Raw genomic sequence first — 16,394 nt, 5'->3', positions numbered from 1 at the left:
CAGATAATTAGCAAATAGCAATTGGAACACTAACTGCATGAACTTGGCTTTATCCGCACGCATTGGATGGCGTTATTGGCGCACCCGAAAAGCTAATGCATTTGCTTCTTTTATTACGTTTTTTTCGGTGATAGGCATCGTTTTAGGCGTGGCGTCGTTGATCATCGTAAGCTCGGTAATGAACGGTCTGGAAGGTCAATTGAAAGACCGTATTTTAGGCAGCGTCCCTCAGGTGATTGTAACCCCCAATCAGCCGTTGCAAAACTGGCAATCGTTTATTGACGAGGTAAAGCAACTGGATAAGGTCGTTGCGGTCAGTCCATTAGTACAAACACAAGCCATGATCCAAAGCAGTAACGGCCTTAGTGGTGCTCAACTGTATGGCATTGACCCGGATTATGGTCAAGAAGCTCAACTTCTCGACGGTAAGTTAATTCAAGGTGATTTAAGCCTACTGACCGCCGGTGAATACGGGGTGTTCTTAGGGGCGGATATGGCGCGTAATCTAGACGTAGGTCTTGGCGATAAAGTGCGTTTATATTCAGGCAAAGGAGTGATGTTCTCACCGCTTGGGCCTGTGCCCAGTCAACGCAATTTTAGAGTGGTGGGTTTGTTTAAAATGGGATCGGTGGTGGACGGCGCCTTAGCTTTTGTTCATTACGCCGACGGCGCTCGCTTAATGCGCAAAAATCCGGCGCAATTGCACTCGCTGCGACTGTTTCTTGAGGACCCGTTTCAAGCTAACCAAGTCTCCGAGCAACTTAAGCAAACCTTTGATGAAGTGACCGTCGACGATTGGCATCGCAATTACGGTCATTTGTTTGCGGCGGTGAAAATGGAAAAGCGCATGATGTCATTGATGTTAAGTCTGATAGTCGCCGTAGCGGCGTTTAACATTGTATCGGCGTTAGTGATGATGGTTGTCGATAAGTCCGCAGACATTGCTATCTTAAAAACTCAAGGGGTTACCACGCCCTATGCCATGGCTATTTTCGTGGTTCAAGGGATGCTCAATTCCATTATTGGCTTGATAATAGGTTGCGCAATCGGTCTGTTGCTGGCGTTCAATTTAACCACATTGTTATCTGAGCTGGGGCTATCATTGCTCGGACCTGGGGTGGTCTTGCCGGTGCTGATTGTTCCACAACAGATTAGCGCCATTGTGGTCGGCACCATTTTAGTCAGCCTATTAGCCACCATTTATCCCGCCATTAAAGCGGCACAAATTCAACCTGCGGAGACTCTGCGTTATGAGTAAGCCATTGCTTAGCGTACGCCAAGTAAACAAAGCCTATGTTGATGGTGACACCTCAACTCAAGTGCTTAATGGCGTTGATTTGACCTTGCAGGCCGGGGAAAGTCTGGCCATTGTCGGTTCTTCTGGCTCGGGAAAGAGCACGTTAATGCACATTCTCGGAACCTTAGATAAGCCTGACAGTGGCCAGGTGCAGCTCGACGGTAACTCCTTGTTTGATTTGTCATCGACTCAACAAGCGAAGGTGAGAAATCAGCAAATGGGCTTTATTTACCAATTTCATCATTTGTTACCGGAATTTAGCGCATTAGAGAATGTGGCCATGCCGGCTCTGATAGCTTCAGTAAAACGACCTGAAGCACTGGCTCGCGCTGAGTCCTTGTTAAACAAAGTTGGCTTATCGCATCGACTCAAGCATTTTCCATCGGAGCTCAGTGGCGGTGAGCGGCAGCGAGTTGCCATTGCCAGAGCATTGATCAATCGGCCACGCTTAGTGCTGGCGGATGAGCCTACCGGCAACTTAGACGCCGATAGCGGCGAAGCGGTTTATCAGATGATGCGAGAGTTGGCGGCACAAGCGGGGACTGCATTTGTGGTGGTCACCCACGATCAGGCACTCGCGAAACGTTTGGACAGAGTTGTGCATATGCAGCATGGCCAATTACAGGAGCTCGCCAACTAATGCTCAACCCTTTGGCATGGCGAATTGGCTGGCGCTTCTTTCGCGCCCGCCAGCAAAATCGCTTCATTGGCTTTATTTCAATGTCGTCAACGATTGGCATTGCGCTAGGGGCAATGGTACTCATTGTGCTGCTATCTGCAATGAATGGTTTTGAAAAAGAGTTAAAACAGCGCTATATGGGAGTAGTGCCACACGCAGAACTTCGAGGTGCTGAAGAGCCGCTTAGGGATTGGCGCGGGATCATCGAAACCGCTGATGGTATGGATGGTATTGTGGCTGCCGCCCCTGTGATCAACTTACAAGGGCTAACTCAGCATCAACAAGGCTTTACCAGCATTCAACTGCACGGTATTACACCTAGCTTTGAAGCCAAGGCGTCTAATATCAAGCAGTACATGGCGTCAGAGGCATGGAATTCGCTAGCAGAGCGAACCGACAACATAGTGTTAGGGGCAGGCTTAGCCGAACAGCTCGGGGTTCAGGTTGGCCAGCAGCTGATGGTGTATGTGCCAAATCAACAAAGCAACACCGGCCTTAAACCGATATCGGCTCGATTCACCATTAGTGGTGTGTTTAAGGTTGGCGGAGAAATGGATTTTCAATCGGCCTACATCAACCGTCGCCACGCCGCCGATTTACTCGGGTTAGGGGATCAAGCCACCAGCATTAAAATCCGTACCGACAATTTATTTGAAGCTCCCCGCCTGATTCGCGATTTAGGCTACAGTTTGTCTCAATATTTGTTTATCTCTGATTGGACACGAACTCAGGGGCATTTATACGGCGACATTCAATTGGTGCGTTTAATTATGTATTTGGTGCTGTTTCTAGTGATAGCGGTGGCGTGCTTTAACATCGTCAGTACCCTAGTTATGGCGGTGCGAGATAAGCAAAGCGAAATTGCGATTTTGGCCACCATGGGCTTAAATCGCAGTGCCTTGATTCAGGTGTTTATGGTGCAAGGGGCAATTAACGGCACCATTGGTACCTTGATTGGCGTCACCGCAGGTTGTTTGTTAGCGCATAATTTATCTCAAATCGTGGTTGCAATTGAGGCGGCGTTTGGCATCAGTATTTTTTCTGGCAGTGTATATTTTATCGACTTTCTGCCCAGTGAACTCATGCTACACGATGTGATATTAGTGACGGTTGTGGCTTTGGTGATGAGTTTGCTAGCAACCTTGTATCCGGCATGGCAAGCATCAAAGGTTGCACCGGCCCAAGCCTTATCAAACGCCAGTTAAGAGACTTATTAATTGCTAAGGTATGCGCTTGCTTCGCTCGTCGAGCTTGCGCTTTCTGGCAAATAGCACTGAATAGCGCCAAACGATTCGGCCTAAAAAGAAACCTAATAGGGCGCTTATCAACCCAAGAACCAGACAACCAAAAAAGAACGCAGGCCCCATGTGGGCGAAGGATTCAATGATGCCGTTCCAACTCAACTCGAATTTAAATTTGTCCGCTTGCTCCCCTAGCAATGCAGCACCCGTGATGTAGGCAAAGTAGAACATGACCGGCATGGTGACCGGGTTAGTCACCCAGACTAACACCACAGCCAACGGCAGGTTTACTTGAAATAAAATGGCGAAACCGGCGGCAAACACCATTTGAAAAGGAATTGGCATCCAGGCCATAAACAAGCCTATGGCCAGCGCGCCGGAGGCCGAGCGGCGATTAATGTGCCATAAATTGGGTTGATTCAGCCATTTACCAAAAATCTTCAGATACTTGTTGTTCTGTAGAGATTCGGGTGACGGTGAAATTTTTTTAATAAAATTCTTTGGCATTAATCGTGTTGAGTTCTTTACTTAACGGGTTATGGAACGGATTCTGTTTGGCTTTAGTGCCGCTTGCTTATCAGGCCTTGTTTGGCCAGTACTTCCTTCTCAAGCTACGACCCTTGGGGTCATTGGTTGTGGCCTGTTGTTATTATGGTTCAAACAATGGCCCTTGGCTGCATTTGTCTGCGGATTCGTTTGGTTTCAGTTTCATGCCACCCAACTGCGGGACTGGAAATCTGAAGTGTTTCAAGATGCTACTCAAATTTCAGGGAAAATCCTAGCTTTAAAAACGTATTCTGATGCAAGTGTCAGTTTAGACGTCGAAATCCTGTCGCCAAGCCGACGATACCTAAAACCGGTGAGCGCTCGTTTGCATTGGCGTGAGCCGCCACCGATAACGGTCGCAGAGGTCTGGCAGTTTGAGGTGGTGGCTAAAGAACCTGTGTACTCGGTGAATCCTGGAAGCGGTGACGCTCAAAAGCGAGCTTTTTCCCATTATCGAGTAATAAAAGGCTATGTCACATCAGGGCAACGTGTGGCAGAGGCGAACAGCGCTCGGCACGATGTCATCGCTCAATTAACAACTCAGCTGTCTCAGTTCTCCCATGGTGACGTTATTCTCGCCTTGATGGCCGGTGATCGCAGTCAATTGACCAGCGCTCGTTGGCGCGATTTTCGACACTCAGGCACGGGACACTTAATGGCCATATCGGGTTTGCATCTAGGTGTTGCCTACGTCTTTACTTACTTAATTCTTAAGGGAATTTGCACAAGCTTTACATTTATTGGATTTGTGCTTCAGCTAGCGAAGGTGTCACGACTAGTAAGCCGCTATACCTTGACCGTGAGTCACCTAGGTGCTTGGTTTTGCTGCACTGGCTATGCTTGGCTTGCAGGCTTTGAAATCGCGACTCAACGGGCTTGGATGATGTTGTCGGTATTAGCCCTTTATGGAGTCATACGGCAACACATTAGCGTCTGGGACAGATTGCTAGTGGCACTTGCTTTGGTGTTGTTGTGGGATCCCATGGCACCATTAAGCGCCAGTTTGTGGTTATCATTTGGGGCCTTGGGCACCATTTTAATCAGCCTAAATTGCTGGCAAAACAAGCCGCAGGGTTTTGCCGCTAAACTTCTTCAGTTTGCGCGAATGCAATTGATATTGTGTGCCGTTATGTCACTGTTTTCGCTTATGGTATTTGATGGCCTAACTCTGCACAGTTTTTGGACCAACTTACTTTTGGTTCCATTGTTTAGCATCGTCATCATACCCGTTACCTTAACCGCCCTTGTAGGTCTTTTGCTATTCAACCAATCAGCAACTCTTGTTGTTGATATTTTAAACGCTGTGATTCATTGGCCTTTGGCCTTACTAAGCTGGTGTTCTACCTTGCCTGGAAGCTGGCTAGTGTTGACTCGAATTGAGCAAGCTATGCTATCAGGTGTATTGATAAGCGCCGTAGCGCTGTTTTTTTTACCAAGGTCTCACGGCTTTTTAGTAGCAGGAGCCTTGTGTACAGGACCGGTTATTGCCTTGTTGAACTCGCCAAGTTGGCAGTTGCACGTTGTGGATGTTGGTCAAGGGCTTGCGGTGGTGGTTCAACAGGGGCCGCACGCTCTGGTCTATGATACGGGGGCAAGCAGCAGCGGTTTTAGCTACTACAGAGCACACCTTGCCCCATTCTTAGCTAAAGCGGGCATTTCGCAGTTGGATTATCTGATAGTCAGTCACGGCGATAACGACCATGCTGGCGGGGCTAAGCCGTTGCTGGTTGACTACCCCAATACTGAGCTGATTACCGATGAGCCTTGGTTACTGCAACAGCATAGGCCTGTGGCCAACTGTCGTCCTAGGCAATGGCGCTGGCGAGCCCTGTCGGTGGAATTGCTTGCACCGAAACGAGCGAGTCGAGATAACGATGGTAGCTGTGTGGTACGAATAGGGAACTCTGAGCACAAGGTCCTATTGAGCGGTGATATTCAATTGCACGGCGAAACGCGCTTGCTTCGATACGACATAGCGGCCGATATCATGCTGGCGCCGCATCATGGCAGTAAAACCTCGAGCAGCCGGGCATTTATTGAAGCGGTTGATGCGGATGTGGTGATCATCAGCAGCGGCTTTAATAACCGCTTTAAGTTACCTCATGCAAGCGTCCTAAACACCTATCGGCAGCATGACATGGCGGTCTTTAATACCGCTTATGAAGGGCAAATCCGAGTGGATTTTTTCCAAAACTTCTATCGAATTCAAAGTTATCGCAGACAAATGGCGCCATATTGGTATAACCAAGTTTACTAAGTTGGAGCGAAAGCTAATTCGGAGTAGAATGATGTTTTTGTGTCTATTTATTGAGATCAAACATGGCTAAATCCCTTCAGCCTGTGAACCATGACAACGAAGTTTGGCCCGTTTTTAAACGGCTAATGCACTACATTGCGCCTCTGAAATCGATGCTGTTTGTGTCCATCATTGCTTTGATGGTTTATGGCGTGGTCGATGCGTTATTCATCGCGTTTTTAAAGCCTTTTATTGATGAAGGCTTTGATACGGGCAATGCAACAGGCTTGTCGGGCGAGGTCATGTCCAATGCGGGACTTGGCGCCGATAGCGGTATCGATGTGTTAGCCATTGCGCCCTTTGTGGTGATCGTCATGTTCATCATTCGTGGCCTCGCTAACTTTGTGTCCACCTACGCACTGGCCTACGTGTCTAATCAAATCATTTTGCGTATGCGCCAACAGGTGTTTGAGCATTATTTAAAGCTACCGGTAAGCTACATTGATCAGCAAAACACCGGCTCGTTAATTTCTCGGGTGACCTACGATACCGAGCAAATTGCGCGGGCATCCGGTAATGCGCTAATTACCATAGTGCGAGACAGCGTTTCAGTGTTAGCTTACTTAGGCTGGATGTTCTATTTATCCTGGCAACTCACTTTAAGCATCTTGGTGATAGCACCGCTTATTGGCTTGGTGATTAGTATCGTGTCGAAGCGATTTAGAAAAGTGTCGGTTCAAATTCAAGCAGCCATGGGCGATGTCACTGTGGCGACTGAGCAAATGGTGAAAGGCCACAAAAATGTTTTGATCTTTGGCGGCCAGAAAATAGAGTCAGAACGATTTGCCAAAGTTAACGATCGCAACCGCAGCCGCAACATGAAGCTGGCGTTGGCGCAATCCATTAGCCAGCCAGTGATCATGATCATCGGTTCTTTTGCACTGGCTTTTGTATTGTTTGCCGCCAACATTGATTCCTTTAAAGCCGAGTTAACAGCGGGGGCGTTTGCGTCTATGATCGCGGCGATGCTGGCGATGTTGCAACCGATAAAGAATTTAACGCGTGTAAACGCCGAGTTTCAGCGGGGTATTGCGGCTTGCTCAACCGTATTTGCATTGCTTGATACCGAAGTCGAAAAAGATACCGGGCAATATCAAGTGGAGCGGGTACAAGGGAATATCGCCTTTAATCAAGTGGATTTTCGTTATCCTGGCGCCCATGATTTGGCGTTAAAGTCCTTTAACTTGAATTTGGAGAAAGGCAAAACCTTGGCGCTTGTAGGGCGCTCGGGTTCTGGTAAGTCAACGGTCACTAACTTGATAACCCGTTTTTATGACCAATTAGAGCAAGGCTCCATCACCATTGATGGCCGCTCTATCAGTGATTATAAGCTCACCAATTTGCGCGCTCAGATTGCCATGGTGTCGCAGCAGGTTAACTTGTTCAACGACACCATAGCCAATAACATTGCCTACGCCATGGATCAGTCGGTATCGCGGGCACAAATAGAAGCCGCGGCAACCGCCGCTCACGCCATGGAGTTCATTAACGACTTACCGGATGGACTGGATACCGAAGTGGGCGAGGATGGCGTGTTGCTATCCGGCGGGCAGCGCCAGCGTATCGCCATTGCCCGGGCGATTTTACGAGATGCCCCCATTTTGGTGTTGGATGAAGCTACATCGGCACTGGATACCGAATCCGAGCGAGCCATTCAAGATGCTTTGGTCAACCTACAAAAACAGCGCACCTCAATTGTTGTCGCCCATCGTTTAAGCACTATTGAGAATGCCGATGTCATTATGGTCATGGACAAAGGACGAGTGATTGAACAAGGGGATCACAGCAGTTTGATGGCCAAGCAAGGGGCTTATTATCAGTTGTATCAAATGCAATTTGGCAGCGAATGAAAGCTCTGATCGAAAACACTTGGTACAAAGGCGGATGGTTGCAGTGGCTACTGTGGCCACTGTCTTGGCTGTTTATTGCCATTGCTGCGAGTCGTAGACTGGCTTTTCGGCTGGGCATCATCAAGCCGGTAGCCTTGGATTTACCCGTCATCATAGTGGGTAATATATCCATTGGGGGCGCGGGTAAAACCCCTATGGTGTTGCACTTAATACAACTTTGCCAAGCATTAGGCTTACGTCCTGGGGTGGTAAGCCGCGGTTATGGAGGTTGCTATCAAGGTGACTATCACTGGGTTAAGGCAAGTGATACAGCCCAATGGGTCGGTGATGAGCCTAAGCTCATTCATGCGCGGACCCAAGTGCCTATGGTGGTCGCCTCTAAACGCGGCTTGGCGGCTAAGCTGTTGCAAGACAGCGGTTTGGTTGACGTGATAATAGCCGATGACGGCTTGCAGCACTACGCCTTGTCTCGGGACATAGAATTGGTGCTGGTGGACGGTGAGCGACGTTTTGGTAACGGCCTACGCATTCCCGCAGGCCCTCTTCGGGAGGGTGTTAATCGTTTGGAAGAAGTGGACGCGGTGATTTGCAATGGCGGTAAGCCTAAGCCCGGTGAGTTTGCTATGCAGCTGCAAGCGGGACCATTACAATCCCTCACGGATTCAGCGTTAATTGATACCACACAACCCATAGTTGCGATGGCGGGCATTGGTAATCCGCAGCGTTTTGCCGATGCCTTGATTGGTCAGGGCTATTCACTAGAAGCGTTTTATCCGCTATCGGATCACCAAGCAATGGAGCAACAAACCCTAGCGCCAATGTTAGCCCATGACAGGGCGCTTGTGATGACCGAAAAAGACGCGGTAAAATGCAACCAAATTCAATGGCCTGAGGGCGCGCAAGTATACTGGCAACCGGTAAACGCACAGCTACCTCGGGAATTTGACGAATTAATCGAACAAAAGTTAAGGAAATTGCTCAATGGCATTTGATAAGAAACTTCTTGAGATTGTGGCTTGCCCAATTTGCAAAGGAAAGTTGGAATTGGACGATAACAAACAACAGTTAATTTGCCGATTCGATGGTGTAGCGTATCCCATTGACGATGGCATTCCAGTCTTGCTAGAGAATCGGGCGCAACCGCTCGAAACTGAGTCTCAGGGCGAATAAAAAGAAGGGATAGCTTAGCTATCCCTTCTTCATTGAAACTCTTATTGGTACAGGGTTTTTATCCACTTTTCTTCGGTAATAAAGGCCCAACTCCAGTCCTTCCATTGGGCCGGTAAGCCCTCGGCTACTAGTTCCTCAACGCTTTTCCCTTGCTGCTTTTGTTGTTGAACATAGGCTTGGGTTTGTTCAATCATGTTGGCAAAGATTGTGAGTTCGGCTTTAGTCGACAGCTTTCCATGACCGGGAATGATCTTGGTGTTGTCGTCAATCATAGCAATAACCTTACGAACGTTGGCGAGGTAGCCGTTAACGTTACCGCCGTTGCCAAGGTCCACATAGGGGAAGCGACCTTGAAAGTACTGGTCTCCCATGTGGATGACATTGGCGTTTTGCCAAAATATTAGGCTGTCACCGTCCGTGTGTCCGGTTCCAAAGTGCTGCACGTCAATGGTGTCGCCATTAAAGTGCACCTTAATGCCTTTGTCATAAGTCACCACAGGCAGTGCAGCCTTAGGTTGGTTATCGGCATGCAGATGGCGGCGTACGTTGTCATGTGCCATGATGGTGGCGCCATGGCTGAAATGAAGGTTGCCGCCTGTGTGATCGCCGTGATGGTGAGTGTTGATCACGTATTTAGGAGTGCCGGGTTGAATGGCCTCCAGCGCTTTACTGATTTTATCAGCCAAAGGTGCGTACTGATCGTCAATAATTAAAATGCCATCTTCGCCAGCTGAAACGCCAATGTTGCCACCGGCTCCTGTGAGCATGTAGATGGACTCGGTTAACGGCTCTGTAGTGATGGTAACTTTTGCAAATCGGTCTTCGTTGGCACTACTTTGCGGGCTGATAAATGCAAACGAAGCTGCGGTGACGAATGTGGTAATGATGGCTATCTGGTTTTTCATTGATTGTTCTCTTTAGCGTATGTTGATTTTATGTTAACAAATCTTACGCACGAACCAACAAAAAAGTTTGCCGGCACCTAGCTTTAAGTAACCGGCAACAAGGTTGGAAGAAAAGAGTTAGCGAGTCCAGGGCAGTAATCGATTAGTGAGTCGATAGGAACGGCCCAGTTGCACCGCGCTGCGATAGCGCATGCGCACCAATGCCTGATAGCACAAAGGCACCAAGTAAAGGCTGGTTAACGTCGAGAATAACAAGCCTCCGATAATGGCGATGGCCATGGGCGCGTAGGGAGGACCACCGCCCCCAATTTGAGTATCCCCCATCGCCAGCGGCAACAGACCTAAGACGGTCGTCGCAACGGTCATCATCACGGGGCGAATGCGCGTTAAACAAACCTGTCTAATCACATCACTAAGCTGGGACTGGGATGGCGATAATTGGTTAATTTGGTCCACCAAGACAATGCCGTTGTTCACGACAATGCCTAACAACACTAAGATGCCTATCATGGCCATCACTGACATGGCAGTACCGGATAACCAAAGCGCCCAAAACACCCCGGTTATTGAGAACAAAATGGATGTGATAATGGCGGTGGGCAGCAGCAAAGATTCAAACAAGGCCGCCATTACGATGTAGATCATGGCAATGGCCAAAACCATATTGATCAACATAACTTGCTGCTCTTCATCCTGTCTTTGAAAGCCGCCGCCCATGCGATAACCATACCCCTCGTCAAAGCTCAGCTGTTGCATCAGGGTTTGCAATGATTTTCGAGCATCCTCCATGGTCACGCCTTCTTCCAAATTCGCGCCAATGGTGAGGGAAGTTTGGCGGTTAAGGTGGCGAATGTTTTGTAAGCGCGGTTGTACTTTAAGATCCGCCACTGAGTCTAACGGTAAAATTCGATTACCAATGCGCGCCACAGGAAGGGTTTTTAGTAATTCAAGGTCATTTCGCCATTGATGATCATAGCTTAGCTCCATGCGCAGCTCGCCGCTGGCATCGTGTCGATAGCTGCGCAAAGCGGTGCCGCGCAGAGCGGTTTGAATGGCTTGGCTAATATCTGTGGTATTAAGGCCAAGTCGATTAATGTGGTCCCGCTTAAATTGGATAACCAACTCGCTTTGCTCGCTATCGGCTTCAGAGCGCACGTCAGTAAAGCCGGGCAACGCCTCGATCATGGGAACGATTTGCTCAGCGTTCTCAATTAACTGAGAGGTAGAGCGGCCAGTTAATGACACCCGAATGCCCGAGTTGTCGTTGCCACTCCAGCCAAATTGCGGCTTGGCTATGGAAAATTTCGGAAAGCCTTCACGAATTTTACGTTTGATTTCCTTCATGTTGAGATCGTGCTTTTCAGGATAAATCAAGGTGGATTCTGCTCGCCAAGGCGCATAAAAGCTGTATACCGACTCGAAGCCAAACTCTTCTTTATTGGCAAATAGGTAGGCTTCCATTTCATTAACGAGCGCCTCTGTAACCGCCATGCTGTGGCGGCCTTCGACGTTATAGCTGATAAACAAACGAACCTTTTCGTTATTGTCGGTTTCATCTTGCTTGACTTGAGAGAAGGGAATTGCGGTGGAGCCAAGCATGATCAACGCCAGCAGCAACGACCACTTGGGATGAGCCAAGCACCAGCCTAAGCTTTTGCTATAGCCTTTTTGTAACCAGCCATTGCTCTGTTTGGGTTTGGCGGTGACATTAAATTTTCTAAGCATCAATGGCAACAGGGTTTTCGCCACTAACAAAGACGCCGCCAACGATATGCAGATGGATATGGCAACGTGCTCCAAAAACACCGTGAGTTCGTTTTTGGTACCAAATATATTGGGTAGGAACACAATGGCGGTGGTCAATGTCCCAGCAAGTACCGCTAAACTGACGCTATCGACGCCTTTTAGTATGGCGTTGTCACTGCCTTTTTGTTGCTCTTGCAGCACGCTTTCGGTAATGACTACGGCATTGTCAATTAACATACCAATGGCCAGCAACAGTCCCATCATGGACAAAATATTCAAGGTGTATCCCAATAGATACATAGCCCCTAAGGTTATGGCAATGGACACAGGTACCGACACCACAACCACCAGTGTCATTTTAAGATTTCGTAAAAACAGCAGCAACACCACAAACGACATGGCGGCACCGAGTAGTCCTGCAAGGGTTAAATCTTTAAGGGAAGACTTAACGCTTTTGGCCTGATCTTCCATAACAAACAGTTTAATGCCATTGAATTGGGGGTTGTTTTTAACCTGTTCTACTACCGCAAGCACCCGTTCAGAAACATCGACCAGGTTGGCTCCAGACTCTTTAAAAATATTTAATCCCACCGCGTAGTTACCGTCGAGATGCCGTCGCTCACGGTTTTCGGGTAGGAAAAAGTTAACCGTGGCAATGTCGCCTAGCGTGAGTCCCGGTTTAATGACTAAGGATCGAATTTCATCAAGGTTTTGAAACTCACCTTGTGGGCTTAAGTGCAGTACTTGCTGAGGTTGACGAATGCGGCCGGCGTTCATTACGAAGTTTTGTTGCTTCAGTTGGCTTTGCAGCTGAGCTAAGGACATGCCGGAAGCCGCGAGGCGATCGGCGTCTAAACGGATTTCCACTTGCCGTTTATTGGTTCCATAAAGCTCTACTTTTGATACGCCTTGTACGCGCTCTAACGGGCGTTTTAACTGCTTGTCCAGCAAGTCATAGGCATTAGAAAGCTCTCGCTGTGATGACAGTCTTAAGGTCAATATCGACATGTCATCGGTAGAAAACTGTTGCACAAATACCCGCTCCAAATCCGGCGGCAACAAATGCCTTACCTCATCGATTTTTTCCCGAGCTTCTAGGCTTTTGTTGGCAATGGACTCGCCCCATTTTAAGCTGATATTGATAAAGGCACCGTCTTCATTGGAATTGGAGCGCATTTCTTGAATGCCTCCCATGGTCGCTAAAGCCTCTTCAAGCACTTTGGTGACTTGGCGTTCGGTTTCGGCGGGACTCGAGCCTTGATAGGGCGCATTAATAAATACCCGCGGTATCTCAATACCGGGGAACATCTCCAAAGGTAACAGTCGTGCGGATACCAGCCCCAGTAGGAGCATGGAAACAAACGCCATTAAGGTGGTCACTGGGCGTTTAAGCGCGATGGCGGTTATGCTGTTTTTGGGTTTCATGCGACATCTCCCGACGGTTGAGCGAAGCGCTTGCGGTCGAAGCTAGCGTACAGTGCAGGAATCACCAGTAAGGTCAGCAGGGTGGCGAAAGCTAAGCCAAATATCACAGCGATTGCCATCGGTGCTCTGACTTCGCCACCGTCGCCAACGCCCAAAGCCATAGGGAGCAGACCGAGGGTTGTGGTTAATGTGGTCATCATGATGGGGCGCAGTCGTGAATTGGCGGCCTCACCGATGGCTTGCAGCTTGGCTTTGCCTTGAGTGCGCAGTTGGTTAATGCGATCCACCAACACAATGGCGTTGTTAACCACAATGCCCGCCAACATAATCAAACCAATAAAGACCACCACACTTAAGTGAGTGCCGGTAATATAAAGCCCTAAGACGCTACCGGCCATGGCCAGTGGAATCGACAGTAAAATCAACAAGGGGTGTAATAACGACTCAAATTGACTGGCCATCACCACGTACACCAAAAAGACGGCCAGCGCTAATGCTATCTGTAAAGAGCGGAACGAGTCCTGCATCTCTTTATTTTGACCGGCAATGGTGATTTGAATGCTGCTGGGCAAATCCATTTTCGACATTACCCAGTTTGCTTCTTCTACTGCTTGGGCAATGTCACCGTAGTTGAGGTTGGCGCTTACTAACGCCACGCGTTGCTGAGCAACTCGGTTAATCGCAGACGGCCCTTTTCCCAGCTCAAGTCTTGCTACTGCTGATAACGGAATAGGGTGCTCATCACTTGGATTAATCAAGAGTTGCTCAATATCGGTAACCGAGTCTCGTTCGCTCAGTTGACTGCGCACCAGAATGTCGATTTTGCGATCGCGAACCGTGTATTGACTGGCCACTTGGCCTCCAACCCGGTTAGCGATGGCTCTGGCAACGCTTGGTGCATCCATTCCTAAAGCCGCGAGACGTGCGTGGTCAAAGTGTACCGTGAGCTCGGGTTGACCATCACGCAGGCTCGATTGCACATCGGCAAATCGCGGCTGAGCCGCCAGTGCATCGACCAACGCGCTGCTAGTGAGTTTTAGCTGGCTGATGTCGTAGCCCGCCAGTTCGATTTCCAGCGGTGTTTTAAAGGTAAACAGCTGCGGTTGATCAATGCTGGATTCTAACTCAGGTACACGTTGAGCGGTTTGGCGAATCAGGTTCGCCACCCGCTCATACTGCTCAGCGTCATTTAATACCACATGCAAGCGCCCCCAGTGTTCACCGGCGCGGTTGCTATCGGACGTCAGCAGTCCGCCTGAGCCAGCTTGACTGTATAGGGTTTTCACCGATGAGTCGCCTTGGACACTGGCCCCCAGTTGCGCAAGAACTTTGTCGGTTGACGCTACATCCGTGCCCGGCGGTAGTTGAATTTCTACATAAAACTCCCCTTGATTCATGCGCGGAATAAGCTCGACGCCTAACTTAGGTAGCAAGGAGGCAATGCTGACGGTGATTAGGGCTGCAATCAGCAGTGTTGCCCAATGAAAGCGCAAAGCCAATTCGATTAATGGTCGATAGCAGCGCTCAATAAGGCGATAGAACCATTGGAAGCTGGCTGCAATCGGACGCATCAACAAACCGGTAAGCCAACTGAAAAAGCGGGCCAACAGTAAACACAAGCTCAGCAGTTGTGCCGGTATCCAATTAAACAGCACAAAGAATGGAAAGCTAAAAAGGGTGGCAGTGGTTTGCTTTATTCTACCGAAGCGAGTGTCAGCTTTTGTTTTAGTTGCAGCCGGCGGTGGCTCTGGAAGAGATTGAAAGCCGCTTCTTGACGCCAGCATGGGAATCGCCGTGAGAGCCACTAACAGCGAAGCGATTAAAGCAAACGCAACGGTCATTGCCTGGTCAGAGAACAAGGCACCGGCGATGCCGTCGACGAATATCAAAGGTATGAACACCGCCAGCGAGGTTAAGGTTGACGCAATAATGGCACCGGAGACTTCTTGGGTACCGGCAATGGCCGCTTTAGTTAAGGCGTATCCTTGTTGCTTATAGCGGTCTATGTTTTCCAGCACCACAATGGCGTTATCCACCAACAAACCGACCGCTAGGGCGATGCCTCCCAATGACATGATGTTTAAGCTAATCCCTGCAAAGTACATCATATTGAAGGTTGCGATGACGGAGAATGGAATGGACAGTGAAATGATGAGTGTTGCGCGGATGTCTCTTAGGAAAAGGTAGATAATGAGCATGGCTAAGACACTACCAATGAGCGCTGCATTGGTCACTTCATTAACGGCGCTTTCGATGAATTGAGATTGGTCATAAATCAGTTCCAGTTTCACCGGAAACTTACCTTGATTGATTTGTTCCAACTTGGCTCGTAGCGATCTTGCTACGGCTACTGTGTTGGCATCACCTTCTTTATAGATGGCCAGCTCTACCGCTTCTTTACCATTTAGCCGGATAAGATCTTGTCGCTCTTTATGCCCGTCTATGACCTGGGCAATATCCGCCAGTCGGATCAGACGTGATTGGTCTTGGTAAACGATGACTTGCCTAAGCTGCTCGAGATTATCGAACTGATTTAACGTTCTCACCAGCAACTCTTTATCGGCTTGAATGACTTTACCGGCGGAGACGTTGAGGTTTTCTTGAGCGATGCGTTGTTGAATGTCTTGTGCGCTTAATCCCAGTTGGCTCAATTGCTGTTGGTTGAGCTGAATTTGAATTTCACGCTCTAATCCCCCAGACAAGCGTACCGTAGCAACACCGGCAATGGTTTCTATTTGTCGCTTCAGCTCTTCATCGGCTAAGGTTCGCAGCGATTTTAGCGTTAACCCGCTATTGGGCTCTGGGGTCAGTGCAAAGCGAACAATGGGATCGAGATTGGGATTAAAACGAAGAATCAGTGGTTTTTTAATGTCCAAAGGTAGCTGCACGGTATCGAGCTTCTCGCGAGTATCCAAAATGGCCATGTCCATGTTGGTACCCCATTCAAACTCCAAAATCACGTCAGCCATGCCGGCCCGACTTACCGATGAAATTTTTCGCAGTCCTTTCACCACACCGACGGATTCTTCGATTGGCTTGGCCACCAATTGCTCAAGCTCTACCGGGGCGGCTCCAGGGTATTGAGTACGAATGGTAATGGTGGGATAACTCAAGTCTGGCAGCAGTTTAACCGCCAGTCTTGAAAAACCAACCATGCCAAACAAGATGATGGCGACCATAAACATCCAAACGGTAACGGGTCGCTGTACCGAGGTTTTAATCAAGCTCATGGGGGCGGT

At 48.8% G+C, this 16,394-nt stretch carries 11 protein-coding genes; 7 read left to right on the top strand and 4 right to left on the bottom strand.

Going from position 1 to position 16,394, the window contains the following annotated elements; all coding sequences use genetic code 11:
* Positions 1–37: 37 nt before the first annotated feature.
* The 3 genes from CLC91_RS07720 to lolE are packed head-to-tail and all read left to right on the top strand — an operon-like array spanning position 38 to position 3,181.
* A complete protein-coding gene (locus tag CLC91_RS07720) occupies positions 38–1,258 on the top strand; it encodes a lipoprotein-releasing ABC transporter permease subunit (RefSeq protein ID WP_095498342.1) in 1,221 nt (406 codons plus the stop codon).
* On the top strand, positions 1,251–1,937 hold the full coding sequence (lolD, locus tag CLC91_RS07715) for a lipoprotein-releasing ABC transporter ATP-binding protein LolD (RefSeq protein WP_095498341.1): 687 nt from the start codon (positions 1,251–1,253) through the stop codon (positions 1,935–1,937). Before CLC91_RS07720 ends, lolD begins: the two co-directional genes overlap by 8 nt.
* Positions 1,937–3,181 (top strand): lipoprotein-releasing ABC transporter permease subunit LolE, encoded by a 1,245-nt coding sequence (lolE, locus tag CLC91_RS07710; protein ID WP_095498340.1) that lies wholly within the window; start codon positions 1,937–1,939, stop codon positions 3,179–3,181. The genes lolD and lolE overlap by 1 nt, the downstream gene beginning before the upstream one ends.
* Positions 3,182–3,196: 15 nt before the next feature.
* Here lolE and CLC91_RS07705 read toward each other — a convergent pair whose 3' ends face one another.
* Positions 3,197–3,724 carry a DUF2062 domain-containing protein gene (locus CLC91_RS07705; protein WP_095498339.1) on the bottom strand — a complete coding sequence of 176 codons (528 nt, stop codon included), beginning with the start codon at positions 3,722–3,724 and terminating at the stop codon, positions 3,197–3,199.
* A 31-nt stretch (positions 3,725–3,755) separates the two neighbouring features.
* Here CLC91_RS07705 and CLC91_RS07700 point away from each other — a divergent pair, with 31 nt between their 5' ends.
* The 4 genes from CLC91_RS07700 to CLC91_RS07685 all read left to right on the top strand — a co-directional run bounded on the left by CLC91_RS07700 (position 3,756) and on the right by CLC91_RS07685 (position 9,079).
* Positions 3,756–6,020: a DNA internalization-related competence protein ComEC/Rec2 gene (locus CLC91_RS07700; protein WP_095498338.1), complete on the top strand. Its 2,265-nt coding sequence runs from the start codon at positions 3,756–3,758 to the stop codon at positions 6,018–6,020.
* Positions 6,021–6,082: 62 nt separating this feature from the next.
* The gene (msbA, locus tag CLC91_RS07695; RefSeq protein WP_095498337.1) at positions 6,083–7,909 is read left to right on the top strand and encodes a lipid A export permease/ATP-binding protein MsbA; all 1,827 of its coding nucleotides are present in this window, start codon (positions 6,083–6,085) and stop codon (positions 7,907–7,909) included.
* Complete coding sequence (lpxK, locus tag CLC91_RS07690; protein ID WP_095498336.1) at positions 7,906–8,901, top strand: tetraacyldisaccharide 4'-kinase; 996 nt, start codon at positions 7,906–7,908, stop codon at positions 8,899–8,901. The genes msbA and lpxK overlap by 4 nt, the downstream gene beginning before the upstream one ends.
* Positions 8,891–9,079 (top strand): Trm112 family protein, encoded by a 189-nt coding sequence (locus CLC91_RS07685; RefSeq protein ID WP_095498335.1) that lies wholly within the window; start codon positions 8,891–8,893, stop codon positions 9,077–9,079. The genes lpxK and CLC91_RS07685 overlap by 11 nt, the downstream gene beginning before the upstream one ends.
* Positions 9,080–9,120: 41 nt before the next feature.
* On the opposite strand, the gene CLC91_RS07680 is transcribed toward CLC91_RS07685, so the two are convergent.
* The 3 genes from CLC91_RS07680 to CLC91_RS07670 form a co-directional block, all read right to left on the bottom strand.
* Entirely contained in the window at positions 9,121–9,984 is an 864-nt protein-coding gene (locus CLC91_RS07680) for an MBL fold metallo-hydrolase (protein WP_095498334.1), read from the bottom strand.
* A 117-nt stretch (positions 9,985–10,101) separates the two neighbouring features.
* Positions 10,102–13,155, bottom strand: a complete 3,054-nt coding sequence (locus CLC91_RS07675; RefSeq protein WP_095498333.1) for an efflux RND transporter permease subunit — start codon at positions 13,153–13,155, stop codon at positions 10,102–10,104.
* Positions 13,152–16,385: an efflux RND transporter permease subunit gene (locus tag CLC91_RS07670; RefSeq protein WP_095498332.1), complete on the bottom strand. Its 3,234-nt coding sequence runs from the start codon at positions 16,383–16,385 to the stop codon at positions 13,152–13,154. The genes CLC91_RS07675 and CLC91_RS07670 overlap by 4 nt, the downstream gene beginning before the upstream one ends.
* Positions 16,386–16,394 lie beyond the last annotated feature (9 nt).

Source organism: Paraferrimonas haliotis (genome assembly GCF_002282895.1).
GTDB classification, from domain to species: Bacteria; Pseudomonadota; Gammaproteobacteria; order Enterobacterales; family Shewanellaceae; genus Paraferrimonas; species Paraferrimonas haliotis.
The sequence above is the reverse complement of the archived record's forward strand: the minus strand, read 5'-3'. Positions and strand labels throughout refer to the sequence as shown.

Excerpts from the sequence above, each read along its gene's own strand:
- lpxK (WP_095498336.1), top strand. The coding sequence starts at position 7,906 with ATGAAAGCTCTGATCGAAAACACTTGGTACAAAGGCGGATGGTTGCAG.
- lolE (WP_095498340.1), top strand. The coding sequence starts at position 1,937 with ATGCTCAACCCTTTGGCATGGCGAATTGGCTGGCGCTTCTTTCGCGCC.
- msbA (WP_095498337.1), top strand. The coding sequence starts at position 6,083 with ATGGCTAAATCCCTTCAGCCTGTGAACCATGACAACGAAGTTTGGCCC.
- CLC91_RS07670 (WP_095498332.1), bottom strand. The coding sequence starts at position 16,385 with ATGAGCTTGATTAAAACCTCGGTACAGCGACCCGTTACCGTTTGGATG.
- CLC91_RS07720 (WP_095498342.1), top strand. The coding sequence starts at position 38 with ATGAACTTGGCTTTATCCGCACGCATTGGATGGCGTTATTGGCGCACC.
- CLC91_RS07680 (WP_095498334.1), bottom strand. The coding sequence starts at position 9,984 with ATGAAAAACCAGATAGCCATCATTACCACATTCGTCACCGCAGCTTCG.
- CLC91_RS07705 (WP_095498339.1), bottom strand. The coding sequence starts at position 3,724 with ATGCCAAAGAATTTTATTAAAAAAATTTCACCGTCACCCGAATCTCTA.
- lolD (WP_095498341.1), top strand. The coding sequence starts at position 1,251 with ATGAGTAAGCCATTGCTTAGCGTACGCCAAGTAAACAAAGCCTATGTT.
- CLC91_RS07685 (WP_095498335.1), top strand. The coding sequence starts at position 8,891 with ATGGCATTTGATAAGAAACTTCTTGAGATTGTGGCTTGCCCAATTTGC.
- CLC91_RS07700 (WP_095498338.1), top strand. The coding sequence starts at position 3,756 with ATGGAACGGATTCTGTTTGGCTTTAGTGCCGCTTGCTTATCAGGCCTT.
- CLC91_RS07675 (WP_095498333.1), bottom strand. The coding sequence starts at position 13,155 with ATGAAACCCAAAAACAGCATAACCGCCATCGCGCTTAAACGCCCAGTG.